A 19721-nucleotide genomic window follows, 5' to 3' on the forward strand; every position below is an offset into this window, starting at 1 on the left:
CCCCCGTGCGGTGTCCGGTCGGACCGGCTGTCGTGTGCGCCGGCGCCGTGTCAGCGTTGCTTGGCCAGGCGTCCGGTCGGGCTCCCCGCGCGGCTGTCGCCCGAGACGTACTCCAAGGTGTCGCCGGCCAGCACGAGCTTCAGCCCGGTGGTGCCGTCCGTGCACATGTCCTTGCTCCGCGGGCCGCGCCTGGCGTCGACGACCAGGGTCTTGCGGTCGACCGCCGTCGCGGTGAGCAGGTCCTCGCAGATGAAGTTGCCGAGTATGTCGGTCTGTTCAGCCGTGCCGATCCGGGCCCCGGTGCGGCCCGCCCCGATGGTGACCTTCATCGTCCCTGCCGGCAGTCCGGCGGCCGTGACCGGGCCCTCCCACGTCCCGAGGAACGCCTCGGGGACGTCGCGGGCGGGTCGTTCCGCGTCCGGCGCCGTGCCGGACGAGGGAGCCGTCGCGGCCGGCGGCCGGGCCACCGTGCCGTCCCGCTCGCCCCCGCTGCCCGGAAAGAGGTCGAAGAGGAGGCCCGCGCCCACCGCCGCCACGACCAACGCACCCGCCACGGCGTAGGCGACCGTACGGCTCACCCTGCGGCCGTCGCTCGGGCCCGCCGGTTCCCCGTTGGTGGGCATCGAGACCGAGAGCCGACCGTCCCGGGGGGCGGGGGGCGGCACCGCGTCCCCGGCGTGCGCGGGGCCGGTCGGGCCGGTCGGGCCAGTCGGGCCAGTCGCCCGCTGCGACGCGTACGGCTCGACGGGCGGGCCGAACGCCCCGACCGCATGGCTACTGAACGGCACGGGGCCCGATCCCCCGGGGTCCTGTCGCGCCGGTTCCAGGTCGAGCAGGCGCACGGCCGCGTGGCTGACCTCCTCCACGAGGGGACCGGGCAGCCACCCCCCGGTCACGAGGGCCCCCGCGCCGCCCGGCGCAAGCCTGCGGGCGAGCGCGCCGGGGGTGGGCCGTGCCGCCGGGTCCTTGGCCAGGCACTCGGCGACGACGTCGCGCAGTTCGCCGGTCAGCGCCCCCAGCTCGGGCTCCTCGTGGACGACCTTGTAGAGCAGGGCCGCCGAGGAGTCGCCCGGGAACGGTGCGGCGCCGGTCGCGGCGTACCCGAGCACCGCGCCGAGGGAGAAGACGTCCGCGGCTCCCGTGACGTCGCGGCCGAGGATCTGCTCGGGCGCCATGTAGCCGGGCGAACCGACGGACACCCCGGTCGCGGTGAGCGAGGCCGTGCCGTCGGTGGCGCGGGCGATGCCGAAGTCGATGAGGCGCGGGCCGTCGAGGGCGAGCAACACGTTCGAGGGTTTGACGTCCCGGTGGACCAGGCCGAGCGCGTGCACGGCCGTGAGCGCCTCGGCCAGCCCCGCCCCCAGCACCCGTACCGCGAGCTCCGGCAGCGGCCCGTGGTCGGCGACGGCACCGGCCAGCGGAGGCCCGGCGACGTATCCGGTCGCCACCCACGGAACGGTCGCGTCCGGATCCGCGTCCAGCACCGGAGCGGTCCAGGCACCGCCGACCCGCCGCGCCGCGTCCACCTCGCGCCGGAACCGTGCCCTGAACTGCTCGTCGAGCGCGAAGTGCGGGTGGACGACCTTGACCGCGACGGTCCTGCCGCCCGCGGAACGCCCGACGTACACCCGCCCCATGCCGCCCGCGCCGAGCCGGCCGATGAGCCGGTACGCACCGACGGCCTGCGGATCCCCCTCTTCCAGCGGCTGCATGCGCTCCCCCGCCTCCCGTGTCCGCGATGCGCCCGTTTCCGGACAGCGTAGAGCGCTCCACGGGGGGCACAGCGGGATTGGGTCCGCCTCCGGACCAACCGATCCGCTCCGGCGGCCATCTCCCTGGGCGTAAATCGAACAGTGCGTCAGGAACCGGCGCAATCCCACGGAGCCCGTCATGAACCGCCCGCTCAAAGCCCTCATGGCCGCCGTCGCTCTCGGCTCCGTCGCGCTCGTCACGGGCTGCTCGGACCAGGGTGCCCCGGTCACCTTCGACGGACCGTCGGCTTCCGCCGCGCCCCGTAAGACGGTCGCCACCGGGGACAGGGCAGCGGAGGAGGCCACGGCCAAGTCCCTGATGCCGATCGGGCCGAAGGCGGAGTTCACGGTCCAGAGCACCCTCGACGACGGTACGAAGATCGGCGTGACCACCCTGGCGGGCAAGAAGTCCGGATTCACGGGCAAGGTCTGGGTCTGGGCACCCAAGCAGTACTTCGACCCGAAGTACGCGAATACCGGTTTCCCGGTGCTCATCGCACTCCCCGGCGGCAACGGCTACCCGAAGAATTACTGGATGGGCACGGACTTGAAGCTGCAGAGCAGCATCAGCGAGTGGTCCCGGGAAGGGAAGAGCCTTCCGTTCATCGTCGTGATGCCCGTTCTCAACCCGGACGACAAGTACTACTACGACGGCAGTGATATCCCCGGGCAGCCGAAAATGGGGACGTGGATGACGGAAGACGTTCCGGATTTCGTGAAGGCCAATTTCCGCACCTTCAGATCACGGGACGGCTGGGCATTCATGGGGTCGTCGTCCGGTGGCTTCGTCGGTCTCAAGTCGGTGCTGAAGCACCCCGAGAAGTTCAAGGCGGTCATCGCCTCGGGACCCGACGTCGTACCGGACTCCCCCTTGTGGGCGGGACACGCCGCCGAGCAGCGGGCGAACGACCCGCGGGAGCTCGCCAAGGTGCTCGACGCCCAGCCGCCCACCAAGGACAACGAGGTGTACCTCGCGTTCCAGGCCGGCACCAAGGAGTCCGCGCTCAAGCGGGTGAAGGCCTTCATCAGGGCCTACGGCAAGGGCCCGGTGCGCACCCGGCTGCAGGTCATCCAGGACGGGGAGCACAACGCCAAGACCTACGTGAAGGGCATGGGGGACGGGTCCATCGAGTGGATCAGCGAGCACATGCAGGCCCCGATCCCCACGTCCTGACCCGCTCCGCCGCCGGTCACGGGCCGAGCAGCTCGATCCGCACGTCCGACGGGTAACCGGTGCTCGCGCCGGTCCTGCGCGCGAACTCGCGCACCCCGGCGAGCTGCTCGGGCCCGAAACGGAAGTCCAGCGTCGTGAAGTACCGCTCCAGCAGCGCCGCGTCGAAGACCTCCCAGCGCGCCGCCTGCTCGGCGACCTTCGTGACCTCCTGCAGGGACAGGTCCCGCGAGGCCAGGAACGCCTCGTGGACCTTCCGTACGAGCCGGGGCTCGCGTGCGACGTACTCCTTGCGCGCCGCCCACACCGCGAAGACGAAGGGCAGGCCGGTCCAGTCCTTCCACATGGTGCCCAGGTCGTGGACCTGCAGGCCGAGTCTCGGCGCGTCGTGCAGCGCGGCGCGCAGCGCGGCGTCCCCGATCAGCACGGCCGCCTCGGCCTCCTGCATCATCAGCCCGAGGTCCGGGGGGCAGGCGTAGTAGTCGGGTGACACGCCGTACTGGTCGGCCAGCAGCAGCTGCGCGAGCCGCACCGAGGTGCGGGAGGTGGAACCGAGCGCGACACGCGCACCGTCCAATCGCTCCAAACGGACCTGCGACACGATCACACAGGACATGACGGGTCCGTCGCAACCGACCGCGATATCGGGGAACGCGACGAGATCACCGGCGTTGCGCAGATATTCCACGAGGGTGACCGGGCCGATATCGAGATCGCCGCGTACCAGCCGCTCCGAGAGCTTCTCCGGGGTGTCCTTCGTGAGCTCCAGGTCCAGGAGCGTCCCGGTGCGCGCCAGGCCCCAGTAGAGGGGGAGGCAGTTCAGGAACTGGATGTGACCGACGCGCGGCCGACTGCGACGGTCGTCGGCACCGGCGTTCTCCGCGTGTCGCGCGGGTTCTGCATGACTGTCCACAGCGCGAGGCTAGACCCGTACCGACCCGGCCGAATGCCCGGGGCCACCCGTCGGGCGCGTCAGCCCGTCAAGCAGACATCAGGCTAACGGGTGACGTGATCTTTCCCTCTACCGCTGCGAACACCGTGCGTGCTAGGCTCAACGCAAGTTGCAGTTTGGTTTCCCTTGCAGTACAGAGCCTGCGGAGCATGTGACCCGCAGGCTTTTGTAGTTTTCAGACTTGTTTGCAGGTTCTGGAGCAGGGCAACCCTTTGGCCCAAGGAGGGCTTTATGGCTACCGGAACCGTCAAGTGGTTCAACGCTGAAAAGGGCTTCGGCTTCATCGCCCAGGACGGCGGCGGCCCGGATGTCTTCGTTCACTACTCCGCGATCAACGCGACCGGCTTCCGCTCCCTCGAGGAGAACCAGGTCGTGAACTTCGACGTCACCCAGGGCCCGAAGGGCCCGCAGGCGGAGAACGTCACCCCGGCCTAAGTTGCCCGGGTCGGCGATCGCGCACGACTTAGCAGTACCCAAGGAGCTCTGTTTCCGTACGTTCGGTACGGAAACAGGGCTCCTGCCTTTGCTGTGGCCTCGACGGTCCCACCGCTCAGCACCGTCGCAGCGGCCCACGCCTCCGTACCCTTGGACGCATGAGCGAGCTGGACGCATGACCGAGCGCAAGCCTCCAGGTGTCAGCTTCGAGACGTGGGTCGACAAGCAGATCCGCGAAGCGACCGAGCGCGGCGACTTCAAGGACCTGCCGGGTCTGGGGCGCCCCCTGCCCGGCGGCGATGCGCCGTACGACGAACTGTGGTGGATCAAGGGCAAGATGCACCGCGAGGACCTGACCTGCCTGCCGCCCGCACTCCGACTGCGCAAGGAGGCCGAGGACGCCCTGGAGGCCGCCTCCCGGGCACCATCCGAACGGGCCGTACGAAAGATCATCACGGAGATCAACGAGAAGATCGCTGCCGCTGTCCGCCGGCCGCCCCCCGGCCCGCTGCTGGGCTTGGCGCCGTATGACGTCGAGGCGCTGGTGCGGGACTGGCGGAGCAGGCGCGACTGAGGGGTGCCGGCGTCACTCCACGACAGGGGGCGGGGACCAGCGCTCTCCCTGCATGGCCTTGTCCAGCCCCAGCCACGCGAAGTTCATCAGGGTCGCCGCCGCTTCTCCGGCCGAGACACCGGGCGTCTCGTTCGCCCAGCCGGCCAGCGACTCCGCCGCGCCCACGAGCGCCTGCGCGAGACCCGCTGCGTCCTGGTCGCGTATCTCACCCGCCCCCCGGGCGTCCCGCGCCGCCGCGGCGATCAGCACGGTCACGAACGCCGTGATCTCGTTCCGCATCGCCGCCACCTCCGCGGCGAACGGCTCGCCGCGCGTCCGGGCGTGGCGGTGCAGCACCGCCCAGGCGTCCGGATGGTCCGCAGTGTGCCGGAAGAACGCCTCCAGCCCCTCCCACAGCTGCCGATCCGCGGGAAGCCCCGGGTCCACGGCTGCCCGGACCGCGGATACCAGCGACGCCGACTCGCGCCGGATGCACGCCGTGAACAGGTCCTCCTTCGAGTTCAGATAGAGGTAGACCAGCGGCTTGGACACGCCTGCCAGCTCGGCGATCTCGTCCATTGACGCCGCGCGGTAGCCCCGCTGCCCGAACGTCCGCACCGCGGCGTCCAGCATCTGCTTCTCGCGCACGGCACGCGGCATCCGCTTGCCCCCACCCGCACCACCCACGTCTGCGCGCCCTCCCGACCCACTCGATCTACTGTTCGGTAAGGGTACGGCCCCCCGAGACACGGCCGAAGGCCGCCTTCCCTCGCGGGGAAGAGCGACCTCCTGGGCGCAACCTCGCTGCTCAGGCGTTGGGGCGCTTGCCGTGGTTGGCCTTCTTCCCCTTGCGCGCCCGCCGCTTGTTTCCTCGCTTTGACATGGTCCGCACCTCCTCGACGAGGGCTCCATCCGTGCCCTCGCAGTCTAGGTGCCACCTGCCACACCCTGCAGTAGACAGTGTCTACTACAGAGTGGTAGACACTGTCTATGCGCGAAAACGGAACAGCGTCCGAACACGGGACGGGCCTGCGGTCCCGGCTCGTGGAATCAGGAGTGGCACTGGTCGCCGAAGGAGGGGTCCATGCACTCACCCTCCGCGAGATCGCCCGGAGGGCGGGGGTCTCGCACGGAGCCCCCCGCCGCTACTTCCCCACCCACGTGGCACTGCTGTCCGCGATCGCTCGGCGGGGCTTCGACGACCTGGCCGACCGGGTCGCCGGAAACATCGGCGACAGCTTCGGTGGCAACCCCCGGGACCAACTCGTGGCACTGGGACGCAGCTACCTCGACTTCGCGCTGGGCAACCGCGGAATGTTCGAGCTGATGTTCCGCCACGACCTGCTGAAGAGCGACCACCTCGGCCTGAGGGAGACCAGCCTGCCGCTGTTCGCCACCCTCACCGAGCTGGTCTCGCGCGCACAGCCGGCGACCGGCACACCGCCTCGGATCGTCGCCGGCGCGCTCTGGGCAAACCTGCACGGCGTCGCGCAGCTCTGGGGAGCGGGCAGCCTCCAGCTCGCCACCGGAACCGACGACGTCGAACCCCTGCTGCGCGCCACGCTCGAAGCGCACCTCGGGCCGGAAGCCCGGTGACCACCCGGCAGCAGCAGTTCCTCGCCCTCGCGGGCAGCACCACCGGCGCGGTGATCGTCGCCCTCGACGGCACCGTACTGACCCTCGCCCAGCCCACCATGCAGCGGGAACTCCACGCGTCGTTCGCCCAGATCCAGTGGACGAGCACCGGTTACCTGATCGCTGTGGCGAGCCTGCTCGTCTTCGCCGGGCGGCTCGGCGACCGCTACGGCCACCAGCGCGTCTTCGCCGTCGGCATCCTGGGGTTCGCCGCCGCGTCCGCGGCCATCGGCCTCGCGGACGGGATCAGCTGGGTGATCGGGCTGCGCGTCACCCAAGGGTTCTTCGGAGCGCTGCTCCAGCCGGCCACCCTAGGAATGCTGCACGCGGCGTATCCGCCGCAACGGATCGGCATGCCCATCGCACTGCGCACCAGCGCCATCGGGATCGCCGCCGCGTCCGGTCCGATCGTCGGCGGCGCCCTCACCACCCACCTGGGCTGGCGCTCGGTCTTCTTCCTGGGCGTTGCACCGGCGCTCGGCGCCGGACTGCTGGCCCTCGCCGTCCGTGTGCCGGCGCCCCCGAGCACCCCGGTCACCGGGCTCGACCTGCCCGGGGCCTGCCTGCTCGGGACGGCACTCGTCTGCCTGGTGCACACCCTCGTCGGCGTTCCCACCGGCGGCTGGACGACGTCCACCGCACTGGGGCTCGTCGCCGCGGCGGCATCGGGAGCCGCCTTCGTCCGGCACGAACGGCGCACACCCCACCCACTGGTTCCGCCGGACGTCCTCCATGCAGGAGCCGTCGGCCCGGCGCTCGGGGTCTTGGTGGCCGCGTCGGCGGCACTCTTCGGGGCGCTGTTCCTGGCCACCTACCACCTCCAGGACGTCCTCGCCCTCGACCCACTCGCGACCGGCCTGACCATGCTGCCCCTGGCCGTGACGATGGTGCTCGGCGCGCCGGCCGCGGCCGTCCTGATGCGCAGGCACGGATCCCGCTGGACGGCCGTCACGGGGATGGTTCTCCTCTGCCTCGGCCTGCTGCTGCTGTCCCGGCAGGACGAGGCGTCGACGGCCGCGGCGACCGGCTGGTGCAGCCTCCTCCTGGGAGCGGGTTTCGGCACGGTCATGGTCACCGCCACGGCGGTCATCGTGCAGCAGGCGTCCGCGGACACGGCGGGGGTCGCCGGAGGACTCCAGCAGACGTCGATGAACGTCGGCCCCGCCCTGGGGGTCGCCGCGGCGGCGACGCTGACGGCACCGGCCACCGGCGCCGGACCACACTCGGCAGCCGCCGCCTTCACCTCGGCCATGGGGCCCGCGCTGTCGGTGCTCGCCGGGGTCTCCCTGCTCGGCGTACTGCTGGCGACGCGGCTGCCGGGGCGCACGCTCCGGAACGCAACGACGCACCGACCTCAAGCCGCGGACCTGGACCCGACCGCCCGCCGCCGGAGGGCCGGCGTGGTGAGCGACGGCGGAGACCAGACGCCGTCCGGAGGGTAGACGTCGGTGCCCGGCGGCACGATCTCGTCGATCCGGTCGAGAACGGCGTCGTCCAACACCACGGACGCCCCCTTGAGCGTGCTCCGCAACTGCTCCGTCGTGCGGGGACCGTGCGTGCGACCCCGGTGACCAGGTTCATGAACGGCACGATGCCGGTCGTCGGCGTAGGCGGATTGCGCCACGCCCGATCCGAGACTGACGCGGGCCACCCAGAGGGCACCGAGTTCGGCAACGGTCGGGGCGCCGGGAACGGCCATGACGTTCAGCGGTACGGAGATGCCCTTGGCCAACGCCGCGCTGGTGGCGGTGTCGGTGACGCCGGGAACGAAGATGCCGTCCGCGCCCGGCTGAGGCGTCCCCTCTTTGGGGGGCAAGGTCCTCCACCGTTGGACCAGCCCATCAGTGGTACCCGGTGGCAGCGACGAGGACCAGTCTGAAGTAGTGCCTGTCGGGAAGCCCCGGCCCAGGAGGGCGAGCGGCAACGCGATCGGGAAAGACTCCTGAGTATCAGAAAGGGACAGGAAATGCTTCAGACGCTTACGGGTGGGGCGAATCGCCGAGCTCTCACCTCTCGTGAGGTTTCCACACTGCACGATGTCCAGAACGAGCGCGATGCACGAGGCATCGAAATCGATCAGGTCGGCATCAGCGGTCTGCGCTATCCCGTGAGGCTCGATGACGGTGACATCCGTCAGGAGGGCATCGCTGACTTCACGGTCACCGCACGGCTCCAGCATGACCGGCGAGGTACACACATGAGCCGCATGGTTGCACTCGTCCACGACGAGCTGCGGGACTTCGACCCCCGAGCCATCGGCTCCGTCCTCAAGTCCGGCATCGAAGCGCTCGATACCCCGGGGTTGTCGGTTCACCTGTCCATGAGCGTGGCGACCGAGGTCACTGCACCCGCAAGCGGACTCCCGTCATGGACGGTGCACCACGTCGGGTTTGCGATGCACGGGGAGGATGAGCGGGTGAAGCTCGACACCTCGGTCACCTCCGAAGTCACCAGCCTGTGCCCCTGCTCGAAGCACATATCTGACTACGGCGCGCACAATCAGCGCAGTGAGGTGACGCTGACGGTGACGGGCGAAGACGACCTGCCGTATCCGCTCCGGGTGAATGAGATGGTCGCTCTGGTCACGTCCTTCGCCTCGGCGCCGGTCATTCCACTGGTCAAGCGCCCGGACGAACGTGTACTGACCATGCAGGCCTACGACAACCCGGTGTTCGTCGAGGACATGGCCCGGGAAATCTCCGCGGCTTGCCAGCTGCGCGATCTCGCCCACCGCGTCCGGGTGAAGAATCTTGAGAGCATCCACAGCCACGACGCCATCGCCGTGGTGAACGGTTAGGCCCGCATCGTCGCGACGGCCCATCCGCGCCGAGACCCGGTCCGCCCCCGCCGCGGGAACCAGGGGGTCTTCACCGTGCTTTGGCTGGACAGGGTCGTGTCCCACGTTCTCATGGCCGCCTTTGCCTGCCGTCCGTTGGTCAGATGGCGTGTGGTGGACACAAAGCAGTCAACCCGACCGGGCGAGAAATATTCCAAATACATTCTCACTGATCACCACAAGGAGATATCGAGCCATGCTGTCCATTTCCAAGGAATTCCATTTCTCGGCGAGTCACGTGCTCGACCATCTCCCTCCGGACCATCCATGCGGACGAATGCACGGACACAACTACATATTCGTCATCGAGCTCACGGCGACTCCCGACGAACTCACGGAAGCTGGCTTCGTTCGCGATTACAGGGACCTGGCAGAGTTCAAGAACTGGATCGATACCACATTGGACCATCGCCATCTGAACGACTGCATCCCTGAACGCAACCCAAGTGCGGAGAATATTGCTATGTGGGTTTATGAAATGTGGTCTCCCCAAATTCCCGAGCTCGTCGCCATCCGCGTCTCGGAGACCCCGAAGACCTGGGCCGAGTACCGTCCCATCAGGGCGAGGGGCTGATGCCACGCCAGATCACCCTCGAGCCCCCTTCCTCGCTTATCGCGACAGACGTCTCCGTCACCGGTAGACCACTTCGGATCAGGTGCAGTCCCAGTTCGCGAGCCATCGCCTCGCATGACGCAGAACCAAATTCATGCTCGCCCGGCCCCCACCAGGCCCGGATGCGGTCCGCGACATCGAAGAACTCGAGGTCTCGCTCATCATGCCTGACGAGTATCTCCGCTCGCACCCGAAAGACATGACGGTGACGATGTGCCAGAAAGTCGCGCTCGGGCGGCGCATCGGGCCAGTTATGGAAACCGGGAAGGCTCTGCTCCACCCAAATGACGGATATCTCCGAAGCTTGCGAATGCGACCCACTCATGAAAAGAATCCCTCCTTGTTCGCGCACTCTCATTGCAGGCAGGATGTAATCGTCCTTCACGATGCATGCGGTCGACCGCGCATCGGGTCACGGGCTTGAAACGCCGAAGATTACGGGCATCCCTTGGCATAGGAATTTCCTGAGTTGCAGATAGCGCGTGACCCTCATTATCGATTATACGGCTCTTGGGAGTTCTCGGTGCGGTCTTCCGGCTGCCCACTTGTGTGTTGAGTGTCGGCGTACTCGCGAACGCGGCACTGGCGTGATTTTCGTAGCCGGAGATCATTTCGGCGACGTGCGCAACTGCTACCCAGTGAGCACGGCCACCCTGCCGATTACGTGATCAATCACGGTCCCATGGTCAGTGCCTGGTCGAGTGCGTGCCTGGTCGCGGCGGGCAGGGCCGGCGGCTTCTAGGATCTGCGGCATGGCAACACGACTGGTGCAGATCAATATGAAGGCACGGGACGACTCCGTGCTCGGCCGGTTTTGGGCGGAGGCACTCGGCTGGGATGTCGACAGCGAGGGACCCGGTGTGACCAACCTCGAACCGGTGGGCTTCGCCTACCCCGACCCCGTGGCCGTCTGCATCGACATCGTCGCCCGGCCGGAACCCAAAACGGTGAAGAACCGGGTGCACCTTGATATGGCCACCACCTCGACCGCCCATCAGGCGGAGTTGGTCGCGCGCCTGAAGGATCTCGGCGCGACGTTCGCCGACGTGGGGCAGGGCGACGTCCCCTGGACGGTCATGGCCGACCCGGAGGGCAACGAGTTCTGCGTCCTGGAGCCCCGTCAGATCTACCAGGGCACCGGGCCGGTCGCCGCGGTGGTGGTCGACTGCACCGACCCACGAGCGATGGCCCGGTTCTGGGGCGAGGCGATGGACTGGATGTTGCACGAGGTCACCGACGACCACGCGACCATGCGCTCCGCCAAAGGCGTCGGCCCCTACCTGGAGTTCCTCCGCACCCCCGACACCAAGAGCGGGTGGAACCGCGTCCACCTCGACGTCCGGCCCTTCCCCGGCGACGACCTGGCAGCAGAGGAAGCCCGACTGCGCGCTCTGGGAGCCACCGACCCCGGTATCGATCAGTCCGCAATCTCCTGGACGGTTCTGGCCGACCCGGAGGGCAACGAGTTCTGTCTCCTCCCCCCGCTCTGACCGCGAGCAACGGCTCCGACCGGTTTCGGGTCAGCGGCGGAGACCGCGTGGCGTCAGCTCATGCCACCGTAGACGGGGACGGGTCCCCCGGTGATCCGGTGCAGCGTCGTGGGACGCCAGGAACACCACCCTCGGGAAGGGCGTCGGCCTGGTCTGCCCGGCAGCCCGGCCGATCTGACCGGCGCCAATCCCGTCGGCTCGGACTCGATCGACGTGGACGGCAGGACCGCCCGCGGCTCCCTGCGCAACGAGACGCCTGCCGCCATCTGCGCCGCGATGACCGTGATGGGCGAACCGTCACCCGATCGGGTGCTCGCGAGGTGCTCGGCGCATGCGAGCAGGGCCTCCTGAACAGTTCGTCGGTGTCGTCCGCGGCTTTCGGCCGCGCGCAGTTGCGGCGAAAGGGAACGCGTGCGCTGACATGGGATTCTCACCAACCAGAACTCGTGATGTCGGCTGTACGGAATCCTGCGCATCCTGATTCAGGTGGGTGTTCGCCTTACCCTCGGCCTCTGAATTCGATTGCCGTTGGCCCACGGTCTGCGCTGAACTTCGACATGAGCAGAATCGCACAGGTCATCGTATTGGCGCCGTACGCGGACGAGGTGATGGAACCGCTGACCCGGCCGGATGACTCGCGTGGCTGGCAGGGCCAGTTCGAGCCGCTCAGGCTGTTCGCTGGTGGGTGGGTGATCGAGTTCAACCGGGTGCCCCCGCGGTCGGGGCTGCTTCGGCACCTGGAGTCCCTGGCGTGGCCGTACCCGGCGAGCGTGCAGGTGCTGATGCATGACGAGGAGGACGACTGCTTCGGACTGTGGATGATGCGGGACGGCGCGCTCGTTGAGATTCCGCTCCCGGGCCACAGGCGCCTGCATCCTCCGGCTCCGACATCCGATGAGTTCCCGCCCGACCCGGGCCTGCTGTGGCGGACGGAGACGCGTGTCCCGATCGGTTTCTCGACAGAGCGCCAGGATTGGTGCCCCGCCTGGTAGGGCTCACTCAGCTGTTGAGTCTCTTTTGGCTCTAGAAGGCTCATGGAGATCTTGGGGTTCTGGCCCCGCCGCGTGAGCGGTGGGGCCGGACTTGTTTCGTGGTGATGGGGAATGGGCCGGGGAGACGGTCGGTCCGGATGTGTGGGAGATCTGCCGGGAGTTGATCCCGGCGGGGAGTGTGTTCGCGTTCCTGGCCGGGCATCGCGGTGCGCTGTTTCCGGCGGAGATGTTCGCGGACATGTATCCCTGGGCGAACGGACGGCCCAGCATGCCGCCGCAGACCCTGGCCGAGGCGATCACGCTGCAGGCCCTGCACGGGCTGTCGGACTTGGAGACGGTCCAGGAACTGCGGTGCGACCTGCGGTGGAAGGCCGCCTGCGGGATCGGTCTTCACCACACCCTCCAGGCCGCCGCCCGCCACCAAACCGCGAACGATCCCGACTGGCAAGCCGACCACCGGCGCTTGCGACCACCGGTCGAACGCGCCGTCGCCTGGCTCGTCCAGCACGGCAACCGCCGCCTGCGCCATCGCGGAACCATCGCCAACAACATCTGGCTCCACACCCGAGCAGCCGCCCTCAACCTCCGCCGACTGGTCAGCCTCGGACTCACCCGGATCGGTGGCGCCCGGCAACTCGCCCCAGCCACCACGTAGCGAAACGGGGCTGCCCGGCCTACGGCCGGACAGCCCCTCGCCAAGATCCTTATGAGCCTTCTAGGCAGTTATGGGAACTGCCGCCTGCTGCTCCGCCTCGCGGCCGTCCGCCTCCCCATCCTCGATCGGCGACAGCTTCGCCGCGTTGTACGCGTCGTGGTCGAGGATCCCCTCGCGTGCAGCGACCACGACGGGGACCAACGCCTGACCGGCGACGTTCGTCGCCGTCCGCATCATGTCCAGGACCGGGTCGATCGCCATCAGCAGGCCCACGCCCTCCAGCGGCAGGCCCAGCGTGGAAAGGGTCAGGGTCAGCATCACCGTCGCGCCCGTGAGACCCGCCGTCGCCGCGGAGCCGACGACCGACACGAAGGCGATCAGCAGGTAGTCCTTGACGCCCAGCTGCACGTCGAAGATCTGGGCGATGAAGATCGCCGCGAGTGCCGGGTAGATGGCGGCGCAGCCGTCCATCTTCGTCGTGGCGCCGAACGGCACGGCGAAGGACGTGTACTCCTTGGGGACGCCGAGGCGCTCGGTGACCTTGGTCGTGACGGGCATCGTGCCGACCGACGAGCGGGAGACGAAGGCCAGTTGGATGGCCGGCCAAGCGCCCTTGAAGAACTGCAGCGGGTTGACCTTGGCGACGGTCGCCAGCAGCAGCGGGTACACGCCGAACAGCACGAGCGCGCAGCCGATGTAGACGTCGGCGGTGAACGTCGCGTACTTGCCGATCAGGTCCCAGCCGTAGTCGGCGATCGCGTAGCCGATGAGGCCGACCGTGCCGAGCGGGGCGAGTCGGATGACCCACCACAGGGCCTTCTGGAGCAGTTCGAGGACGGACTCGCTGAGAGCGAGGACCGGCTTGGCGCGGTCTCCCAGTTGCAGGGCCGCGATACCGGCGACGGCGGCCATGAAGACGATCTGGAGGACGTTCAACTCGGTGAACGGTGTGACGACGTCCGTCGGCACGATGCCGGTGAGGAAGTCGATCCACGAACCGGCGTGGTCCGGCTTCTGGCCGTCCCTGGGCGTGAGGCCGGTACCGGCGCCCGGGTCGGTCAGGAGGCCGATCAGCAGGCCGATGGCGACCGCGATCAGCGAGGTGATCATGAACCACAGCAAGGTGCGGGTGGCGAGCCGGGCTGCGTTGTTGACCTTGCGGAGGTTGGTGATCGACACCAGGATCGCGAAGAAGACGAGCGGGGCGACGGCGAGCTTGAGCAGCTGGACGAAGATGTCGCCGACCTGTTCGAGGGTCGTGTGGAGCCAGCCGATGTCCTGGCTGCGGGCGAGCCAGCCGAGCAGGACACCGAGCGCGAGGCCGGTGACGATCTGCGCCCAGAACGGTATCGAGGGTATGCGGCGGGCTGGGGTGGGCGTCGCGGAGTTCGCGGACACGGGCACGCTCCGGTAAGGCGTCGGGAGAGGTACGGGAAGGGGGGTGCGGCGCCCGTGCGCTCGGGGGGCGCCACTGCATGATGCCGGGTCAGACGGAGCGGCAACAGACCGCGGACATACAGCGGCACAGGTCGACGTGCAGACGCGCCACGAGCGGGGCGCTCATGACTGTTCGGTGGAACGCTGCTGTCGTCATGCCGGACACGTTAACACTTGGACTTTGAGGTCCTCAAAGTAGACCTTTGGTCCGGGTGGCGACCCCAACGGGGCCTGGAACGGCGGCACCCCGGCACGGGAAAGTGTGTTCCCGTGCCGGGGTGCCGTCGGACGTGTGAGGAACGTTACGCGTTGCGCACCGGACGCCCGCGTCCTCGGAACGGCGCCCCCGCCCGGTCGCCGGGCGGAGCCGCGCCCCCGTCGGCGCCGTCGTGCTACCGGGCGTCCTCGCTGGCGCGGTTCGCGTCCAGGCGGGACTTCGCCCGGTCGACCTTGGCGACGATCTGCTCCGACATCGCGTCGCGCTGCTTGCGCAGCAGCACGAGGCTGAGCGGCGCCGAGAGGAGGACCGAGAGGACCAGGACCCACAGGAGGTTGGATTCGCCGAGGCCCCTCGGCAGCACACGCAGGTACACCAGTCCCCACAGGACCAGGAAGCATCCGGCGAAAATGCCGAAACGCATGAGGGTGTACCGGAGCGTGGCGCTCGTCTTGCTCTCGGACACGACGGCCCCTTTCCGCTTCAATGGGTTGCCCGTCCAGTGAAGCACGCGGCCAGACGATCAGTTCAGGGGGAGCAGCATCGTGATGTCGTCGCGGTCGTCCCCGTCGGCGACCCGTATCGCGCCGGGCACCCGGCCGACCTCCTGGTAGCCGCACGACGCGTAGAACCGCTCGAGTCCGGTGCCACCGCGGCAGGTGAGGCGGATCGCGTCGATGCCGTCCAGGCCCCGTGCGGCCTCGGCCGCTGCGGCGAGCAGGGCGCGGCCGTGGCCTCCGCCCTGGTGACGCGGGTGCACCATCACCGTGTACAGCCAGATCCAGTGCCGCATCAGCCGGTGGGTGTTGTGCGTGAGGAACGCGGCCGCGGCGACCTCACCGCCCGTGTCCCTGCCGACGAGCAGCCGGGTCCGCCCCTCGGCCATCGCCACGAGATGCCGGACCAGCTCGGGCCGTATCTCCTCGGCGCTCACGGGTGGGACGAAGCCGACGGCTCCGTCGGCGTTGGACACGTCCGTCCACAGCCCGAGCACGCCGTCGCGCAGATCGCGGTCGACAGCGGGGTCCAGGGTGAAGACGAGCGCCATGGATCGACACTAACAACGTGCCGGCGCGACGCCGAAAAGGCGCCTTCCGGTGCCGGCGCACGCGCGCCGGCACACCTCCGGGGCACCGCGACCGGTCCGGAACGGGTCAGACGCGCATCGGCTGGGGAGACTCGCGGCGGTCGGCGTCCGGCCCCGGGTACTCCCTGATCACCTCGTACCGCGTGTTCCGCTCGACGGGGCGGAACCCGGCGTCGCGGATCAGCTCCAGCAGATCATCGCGCGTCAGCTTGTTCGGGGTTCCGTAGTTGTCCGCGTCGTGGGTGATCTTGTACTCGACGACCGAACCGTCCATGTCGTCCGCGCCGTGCTGGAGCGCCAACTGCGCGGTCTGCACCCCGTGCATCACCCAGAAGACCTTGACGTGCGGGACGTTGTCGAACAGCAGCCGCGACACCGCGAAGGTCTTCAGCGCCTCCGCGCCCGTGGCCATCGTCGTGCGCGCCTGCAGGCGGTTGCGGATCTTGCCGTCCTGCATGTCTACGAAGTCGTGCTGGTAGCGCAGCGGGATGAAGACCTGGAATCCGCCGGTCTCGTCCTGGAGTTCGCGCAGCCTGAGCACGTGGTCCACCCGGTGACGAGGCTCCTCGATGTGCCCGTACAGCATCGTGGACGGGGTCTTGAGGCCCTTCTCGTGCGCGAGCCGGTGGATGCGCGACCAGTCCTCCCAGTGCGTGCGGTGGTCGACGATGTGCTGCCGGACCTCCCAGTCGAAGATCTCCGCACCGCCACCGGTGAGGGACTCCAGGCCGGCCTCGATCAGTTCGTCGAGGATCTCGCTCGCACTGAGCCCCGAGATCGTCTCGAAGTGGTGGATCTCCGTGGCCGTGAAGGCCTTCAGCGAGACGTTCGGCAGGGCCTTCTTGAGTTCGCTGAGCGAGCGCGGGTAGTAGCGCCAAGGAAGGTTGGGGTGTAGCCCGTTGACGATGTGCAGCTCGGTGAGGTTCTCGCTCTCCATCGTCTTGGCGAGGCGGACGGCTTCCTCGATGCGCATCGTGTACGCGTCCTTCTCGCCCGGCTTGCGCTGGAACGAGCAGTACGCGCACGAAGCCGTGCAGACGTTCGTCATGTTGAGGTGGCGGTTGACGTTGAAGTGGACGACGTCACCGTTCTTGCGGGTCCGCACCTCGTGGGCGAGCCCGCCGAGCCATGCCAGATCGTCCGACTCGTAGAGCGCGATGCCGTCCTCGCGGGTCAGCCGCTCGCCGGCCCGGACCTTCTCCTCCAGCTCGCGCTTGAGCCCCGCGTCCATCCGGCCGCCTCCATATCTCCATGTGAACAAGCTCCCCCACCGTACTCCCCCGCCCTCCGGCGGGACCGAGCCCCCATGGCGCCGTGCGCCTACTCCTCCTCGGGTAGCTCCCCCACACGGTTCTCCCACTTGGTGGAGAGAACGATGGTGGTCCGCGTGCGCGACACGCCCTTCGTCCCGGAGAGCCGGCGGATCGTCTTCTCCAAGCCGTCGACGTCGGTCCCCCGCACCTTGAGCATGTACGAGTCGTCGCCCGCGATGAACCAGCAGTCCTCGATCTCCGCGAGGTCGCGCAGCCGGCGCGCCACGTCCTCGTGGTCGGCCGCGTCGGAGAGCGAGATGCCGATCAGCGCGGTGACGCCGAGGCCGAGCGAAGGGGCGTCCACGGTCGCCCGGTAGCCGGTGATGACGCCGGCGGCCTCCAGGCGGTTGATGCGGTCCGTGACGGAGGGACCGGAGAGTCCCACGAGCCGGCCGAGTTCGGCGTACGAAGCCCTGCCGTTCTCGCGCAGAGCCTGGATGAGCTGCCTATCCACGGCGTCCATATGCCTGAGCCTTCCATTATTCATCGCTACCGCAATTTTACGTGTTAAATCTAAGGCGCGCAGGGTAGACACCCGGCACCCTTCGTCGAACGAGCGAACTGCAGACCGGCGACACCGGTCACCTTCCGGAGGGCCTAGTCGGCCCTGGAGCCACCCAGCTCCCCCTCCCAACGCCGGTACAGCCGGTGCGGCACGCCCGCCGCGTCCAGCACCCGTCCCGCGACGAAGTCCACCAGGTCCTGGATGTGCGTAGCTCCGGAGTAGAAGGCGGGCGACGCGGGCAGCACCACGGCGCCCGCTTCGTCGAGCGCCACGAGGTGCCGGAGGGTCTGCCCGTTCAGCGGGGTCTCCCGCACGGCGACCACCAGTTTCCGCCGCTCCTTCAGCGTCACGCTCGCCGTGCGCTGGAGCAGGTCCTTCGACAGACCGAGCGCCACGCCCGCGACGCACGCCGTGGAGGCCGGCACGATCAGCATCCCCTTGACGGGGTACGAGCCGGAGGACGGCCCGGCGGCCAGGTCCCCCGCCGCCCAGTGCCGTACGTCCGTCACGTCGGCCCGGAAGGCGTCCGGTTTGCCGTCGGCGCCGCGGCCGAGCCAGTCCCGCAGGTCGTCCCGCCAGTGCGCATCCCGGAACGCGATCCCGGTCTCGTCGAGCAGGGTGAGCCGCGAGGCTCGCGACACCACGAGATCGACGCTCTCGCCCGCGTCGAGCAGCCCGCGGAGCACCGCCGCGGCGTACGGGGTCCCGGACGCCCCGGAGACCCCGACGACCCACGGGGTGCGGTTGGCGTCAGTCATGGCATGGAGCCTATCCGGCCGAGGGCGGGCGGAACTGAGTAAGGTACCCCGGACGTTTCCGGGGGAGACGCAGGAGCGCAGGGGGTCGCGATGACAGGGACATGGGGCACGGAGCCCGGCGTGGGCCGTGTCGAACGGGCGAAGACCGCCGCAAAGCTCATGCTCGGCTGGGTGACGCTGCTGTGGGTACTCGAAGCCGTCGACGTGGCGACGGGCCACTCGCTCGATGGACACGGCATCACACCGCGCGACCCCGCCGAACTGGGTGACATCGTGCCCGCGGCGTTCCTCCATTTCGGCTTCGCGCACGTCGCGTCGAACACGGTCCCCCTGCTGGTCTTCGGGTTCCTGGCCGCGCTCGGCGGCATCCGCCGTTTCCTCGGCGTCGTCGCGCTGATCGTCGTGGCCGACGGTCTCGGCGTCTGGCTGATCTCCCCGGCGAACTCGAACACGGCGGGCGCATCGGGGGTGGTCTTCGGCCTCTTCGGCTACCTGCTGGCGCGCGGCTTCGTGGACCGCAAGCCCCTGGACATCGGCATAGGTCTGGTCGTGGGCGCGATATGGGGCGGCTCGATCCTGCTCGGCATCTCCCCCGGCAACACGGCGGTGAGCTGGCAGGGCCACCTCGTCGGGCTGGTCGCGGGCGTGGCCGCCGCCTTCGCCTTCCGCCGCCGCTCCCGGGCCGCGACCCCGGTCATGGCCTAGCGGACGGACCGTCAGGAGGCGCCAGGGTCCACCGGCAGCTCGGCGGTGTCCAGTGAGAGCTTGCCGATGCCGGTCTCCACGACGACGGTCTTTCCGTAGGAAAGTGTGTCCCGGCCGAGGTACCCGTCCGGGCCCGGATTCCAGAGCGTCACACAGTGCGCTTTATAAGGGTCGAAGATCAGGTAGTTCGGAATGCCGCGCCGTGCGTACGCCCGGTCCTTGATCTCGTAGTCGTTGCGCACACTCCCCGGGGAAACCACCTCGATGGCCAGCTCGATGAGGTCAGGGGGGTACGCGCTGAGGTTCTTCGCCGACTCGGCTTTCGGGATCACGGCGAGGTCGGGGCAGAACTCGTTCTCTTCGTCGAACGGGACGCTGACGTCGCTGATGAAACCCCACTCGTCGGAGAGCTGGCCCTCCAACGCGCTCCACAGTTTCCAGATCGTCTGGTTGTGGTGCGGCTTGACCGGACTCATCACGATGGCGCCCTCGACGATCTCCGTCCGGTAACCCGGGAACATGTCCTCGAGCCGGCTGAGCTGTGAGTGCAGGCGGTCGGTCTCCGAGATGGTCACATCGGCCTCCCTGTCCATGCACTCGATGGTAGGCCGCACGC

General features: G+C 68.8%; 25 protein-coding genes. 12 read left to right on the top strand and 13 right to left on the bottom strand.

Annotated elements, in window-relative coordinates:
- Positions 1-50: 50 nt before the first annotated feature.
- A complete protein-coding gene (locus ACFXOM_RS03545) occupies positions 51-1712 on the bottom strand; it encodes a serine/threonine-protein kinase (protein ID WP_385036836.1) in 1662 nt (553 codons plus the stop codon).
- Positions 1713-1890: 178 nt separating this feature from the next.
- Here ACFXOM_RS03545 and ACFXOM_RS03550 point away from each other — a divergent pair, with 178 nt between their 5' ends.
- Positions 1891-2925, top strand: coding sequence for an alpha/beta hydrolase (locus tag ACFXOM_RS03550; RefSeq protein ID WP_385036838.1), 1035 nt, complete (start codon positions 1891-1893; stop codon positions 2923-2925).
- Positions 2926-2941: 16 nt separating this feature from the next.
- On the opposite strand, the gene ACFXOM_RS03555 is transcribed toward ACFXOM_RS03550, so the two are convergent.
- A complete protein-coding gene (locus ACFXOM_RS03555) occupies positions 2942-3835 on the bottom strand; it encodes a menaquinone biosynthetic enzyme MqnA/MqnD family protein (protein ID WP_384948203.1) in 894 nt (297 codons plus the stop codon).
- 270 nt (positions 3836-4105) lie between these two features.
- Here ACFXOM_RS03555 and ACFXOM_RS03560 point away from each other — a divergent pair, with 270 nt between their 5' ends.
- Together ACFXOM_RS03560 and ACFXOM_RS03565 are read left to right on the top strand one after the other, a co-directional pair.
- Positions 4106-4309: a cold-shock protein gene (locus ACFXOM_RS03560; protein ID WP_017948713.1), complete on the top strand. Its 204-nt coding sequence runs from the start codon at positions 4106-4108 to the stop codon at positions 4307-4309.
- A gap of 175 nt (positions 4310-4484) precedes the next feature.
- The gene (locus ACFXOM_RS03565; protein ID WP_384940827.1) at positions 4485-4883 is read left to right on the top strand and encodes a DUF1992 domain-containing protein; all 399 of its coding nucleotides are present in this window, start codon (positions 4485-4487) and stop codon (positions 4881-4883) included.
- A gap of 12 nt (positions 4884-4895) precedes the next feature.
- Here ACFXOM_RS03565 and ACFXOM_RS03570 read toward each other — a convergent pair whose 3' ends face one another.
- Together ACFXOM_RS03570 and ACFXOM_RS03575 are read right to left on the bottom strand one after the other, a co-directional pair.
- Positions 4896-5522: a TetR/AcrR family transcriptional regulator gene (locus ACFXOM_RS03570; protein ID WP_384940974.1), complete on the bottom strand. Its 627-nt coding sequence runs from the start codon at positions 5520-5522 to the stop codon at positions 4896-4898.
- A 148-nt stretch (positions 5523-5670) separates the two neighbouring features.
- The gene (locus tag ACFXOM_RS03575) at positions 5671-5745 is read right to left on the bottom strand and encodes a 50S ribosomal protein bL37 (RefSeq protein ID WP_099048249.1); all 75 of its coding nucleotides are present in this window, start codon (positions 5743-5745) and stop codon (positions 5671-5673) included.
- A 107-nt stretch (positions 5746-5852) separates the two neighbouring features.
- Here ACFXOM_RS03575 and ACFXOM_RS03580 point away from each other — a divergent pair, with 107 nt between their 5' ends.
- Positions 5853-6458 (top strand): TetR/AcrR family transcriptional regulator, encoded by a 606-nt coding sequence (locus ACFXOM_RS03580; protein WP_384940829.1) that lies wholly within the window; start codon positions 5853-5855, stop codon positions 6456-6458.
- A complete protein-coding gene (locus tag ACFXOM_RS03585) occupies positions 6455-7939 on the top strand; it encodes an MFS transporter (protein WP_385036840.1) in 1485 nt (494 codons plus the stop codon). The genes ACFXOM_RS03580 and ACFXOM_RS03585 overlap by 4 nt, the downstream gene beginning before the upstream one ends.
- Here the strand turns inward: ACFXOM_RS03585 and ACFXOM_RS03590 are convergent.
- The gene (locus ACFXOM_RS03590; protein ID WP_385036842.1) at positions 7852-8676 is read right to left on the bottom strand and encodes an isocitrate lyase/phosphoenolpyruvate mutase family protein; all 825 of its coding nucleotides are present in this window, start codon (positions 8674-8676) and stop codon (positions 7852-7854) included. The genes ACFXOM_RS03585 and ACFXOM_RS03590 overlap by 88 nt on opposite strands.
- Here ACFXOM_RS03590 and ACFXOM_RS03595 point away from each other — a divergent pair.
- Together ACFXOM_RS03595 and ACFXOM_RS03600 are read left to right on the top strand one after the other, a co-directional pair.
- Positions 8584-9294, top strand: a complete 711-nt coding sequence (locus ACFXOM_RS03595) for a GTP cyclohydrolase I FolE2 (RefSeq protein WP_385036883.1) — start codon at positions 8584-8586, stop codon at positions 9292-9294. The genes ACFXOM_RS03590 and ACFXOM_RS03595 overlap by 93 nt on opposite strands.
- A gap of 235 nt (positions 9295-9529) precedes the next feature.
- A complete protein-coding gene (locus ACFXOM_RS03600; RefSeq protein ID WP_385036844.1) occupies positions 9530-9907 on the top strand; it encodes a 6-pyruvoyl tetrahydropterin synthase family protein in 378 nt (125 codons plus the stop codon).
- Here the strand turns inward: ACFXOM_RS03600 and ACFXOM_RS03605 are convergent.
- Positions 9891-10331 (bottom strand): hypothetical protein, encoded by a 441-nt coding sequence (locus ACFXOM_RS03605; RefSeq protein WP_385036846.1) that lies wholly within the window; start codon positions 10329-10331, stop codon positions 9891-9893. The two genes, ACFXOM_RS03600 and ACFXOM_RS03605, sit on opposite strands and share 17 nt — an antisense overlap.
- A gap of 367 nt (positions 10332-10698) precedes the next feature.
- Here ACFXOM_RS03605 and ACFXOM_RS03610 point away from each other — a divergent pair, with 367 nt between their 5' ends.
- From ACFXOM_RS03610 to ACFXOM_RS03625, 4 genes are all read left to right on the top strand, one after another.
- On the top strand, positions 10699-11436 hold the full coding sequence (locus ACFXOM_RS03610; protein WP_385036848.1) for a VOC family protein: 738 nt from the start codon (positions 10699-10701) through the stop codon (positions 11434-11436).
- 108 nt (positions 11437-11544) lie between these two features.
- Positions 11545-11787, top strand: a complete 243-nt coding sequence (locus tag ACFXOM_RS03615) for a hypothetical protein (RefSeq protein ID WP_384940838.1) — start codon at positions 11545-11547, stop codon at positions 11785-11787.
- A gap of 206 nt (positions 11788-11993) precedes the next feature.
- Positions 11994-12428 (top strand): hypothetical protein, encoded by a 435-nt coding sequence (locus tag ACFXOM_RS03620; protein WP_385036850.1) that lies wholly within the window; start codon positions 11994-11996, stop codon positions 12426-12428.
- Between the two features lie 91 nt (positions 12429-12519).
- On the top strand, positions 12520-13083 hold the full coding sequence (locus ACFXOM_RS03625) for a transposase (RefSeq protein WP_385036851.1): 564 nt from the start codon (positions 12520-12522) through the stop codon (positions 13081-13083).
- Between the two features lie 60 nt (positions 13084-13143).
- Here ACFXOM_RS03625 and ACFXOM_RS03630 read toward each other — a convergent pair whose 3' ends face one another.
- The 6 genes from ACFXOM_RS03630 to ACFXOM_RS03655 all read right to left on the bottom strand — a co-directional run bounded on the left by ACFXOM_RS03630 (position 13144) and on the right by ACFXOM_RS03655 (position 18400).
- Positions 13144-14481, bottom strand: coding sequence for a dicarboxylate/amino acid:cation symporter (locus ACFXOM_RS03630; RefSeq protein ID WP_385036853.1), 1338 nt, complete (start codon positions 14479-14481; stop codon positions 13144-13146).
- A gap of 431 nt (positions 14482-14912) precedes the next feature.
- Positions 14913-15203, bottom strand: coding sequence for a DUF4229 domain-containing protein (locus ACFXOM_RS03635; protein WP_384940845.1), 291 nt, complete (start codon positions 15201-15203; stop codon positions 14913-14915).
- A gap of 57 nt (positions 15204-15260) precedes the next feature.
- Positions 15261-15785: a GNAT family N-acetyltransferase gene (locus tag ACFXOM_RS03640; RefSeq protein ID WP_384940846.1), complete on the bottom strand. Its 525-nt coding sequence runs from the start codon at positions 15783-15785 to the stop codon at positions 15261-15263.
- A 106-nt stretch (positions 15786-15891) separates the two neighbouring features.
- Positions 15892-17055, bottom strand: coding sequence for an aminofutalosine synthase MqnE (gene mqnE / locus ACFXOM_RS03645; protein ID WP_384940848.1), 1164 nt, complete (start codon positions 17053-17055; stop codon positions 15892-15894).
- A gap of 89 nt (positions 17056-17144) precedes the next feature.
- A complete protein-coding gene (locus tag ACFXOM_RS03650; protein WP_384940850.1) occupies positions 17145-17600 on the bottom strand; it encodes an Lrp/AsnC family transcriptional regulator in 456 nt (151 codons plus the stop codon).
- 134 nt (positions 17601-17734) lie between these two features.
- A complete protein-coding gene (locus ACFXOM_RS03655; protein WP_384940852.1) occupies positions 17735-18400 on the bottom strand; it encodes a UbiX family flavin prenyltransferase in 666 nt (221 codons plus the stop codon).
- 90 nt (positions 18401-18490) lie between these two features.
- Between ACFXOM_RS03655 and ACFXOM_RS03660 the strand changes: the two genes are divergently transcribed.
- The gene (locus ACFXOM_RS03660; RefSeq protein WP_384940854.1) at positions 18491-19105 is read left to right on the top strand and encodes a rhomboid family intramembrane serine protease; all 615 of its coding nucleotides are present in this window, start codon (positions 18491-18493) and stop codon (positions 19103-19105) included.
- An 11-nt stretch (positions 19106-19116) separates the two neighbouring features.
- On the opposite strand, the gene ACFXOM_RS03665 is transcribed toward ACFXOM_RS03660, so the two are convergent.
- Entirely contained in the window at positions 19117-19698 is a 582-nt protein-coding gene (locus ACFXOM_RS03665; protein WP_384940855.1) for a Uma2 family endonuclease, read from the bottom strand.
- Between the last annotated feature and the right edge of the window lie 23 nt (positions 19699-19721).

The organism is Streptomyces sp. NPDC059169 (assembly GCF_042755225.1).
Taxonomy (GTDB): domain Bacteria; phylum Actinomycetota; class Actinomycetes; order Streptomycetales; family Streptomycetaceae; genus Streptomyces.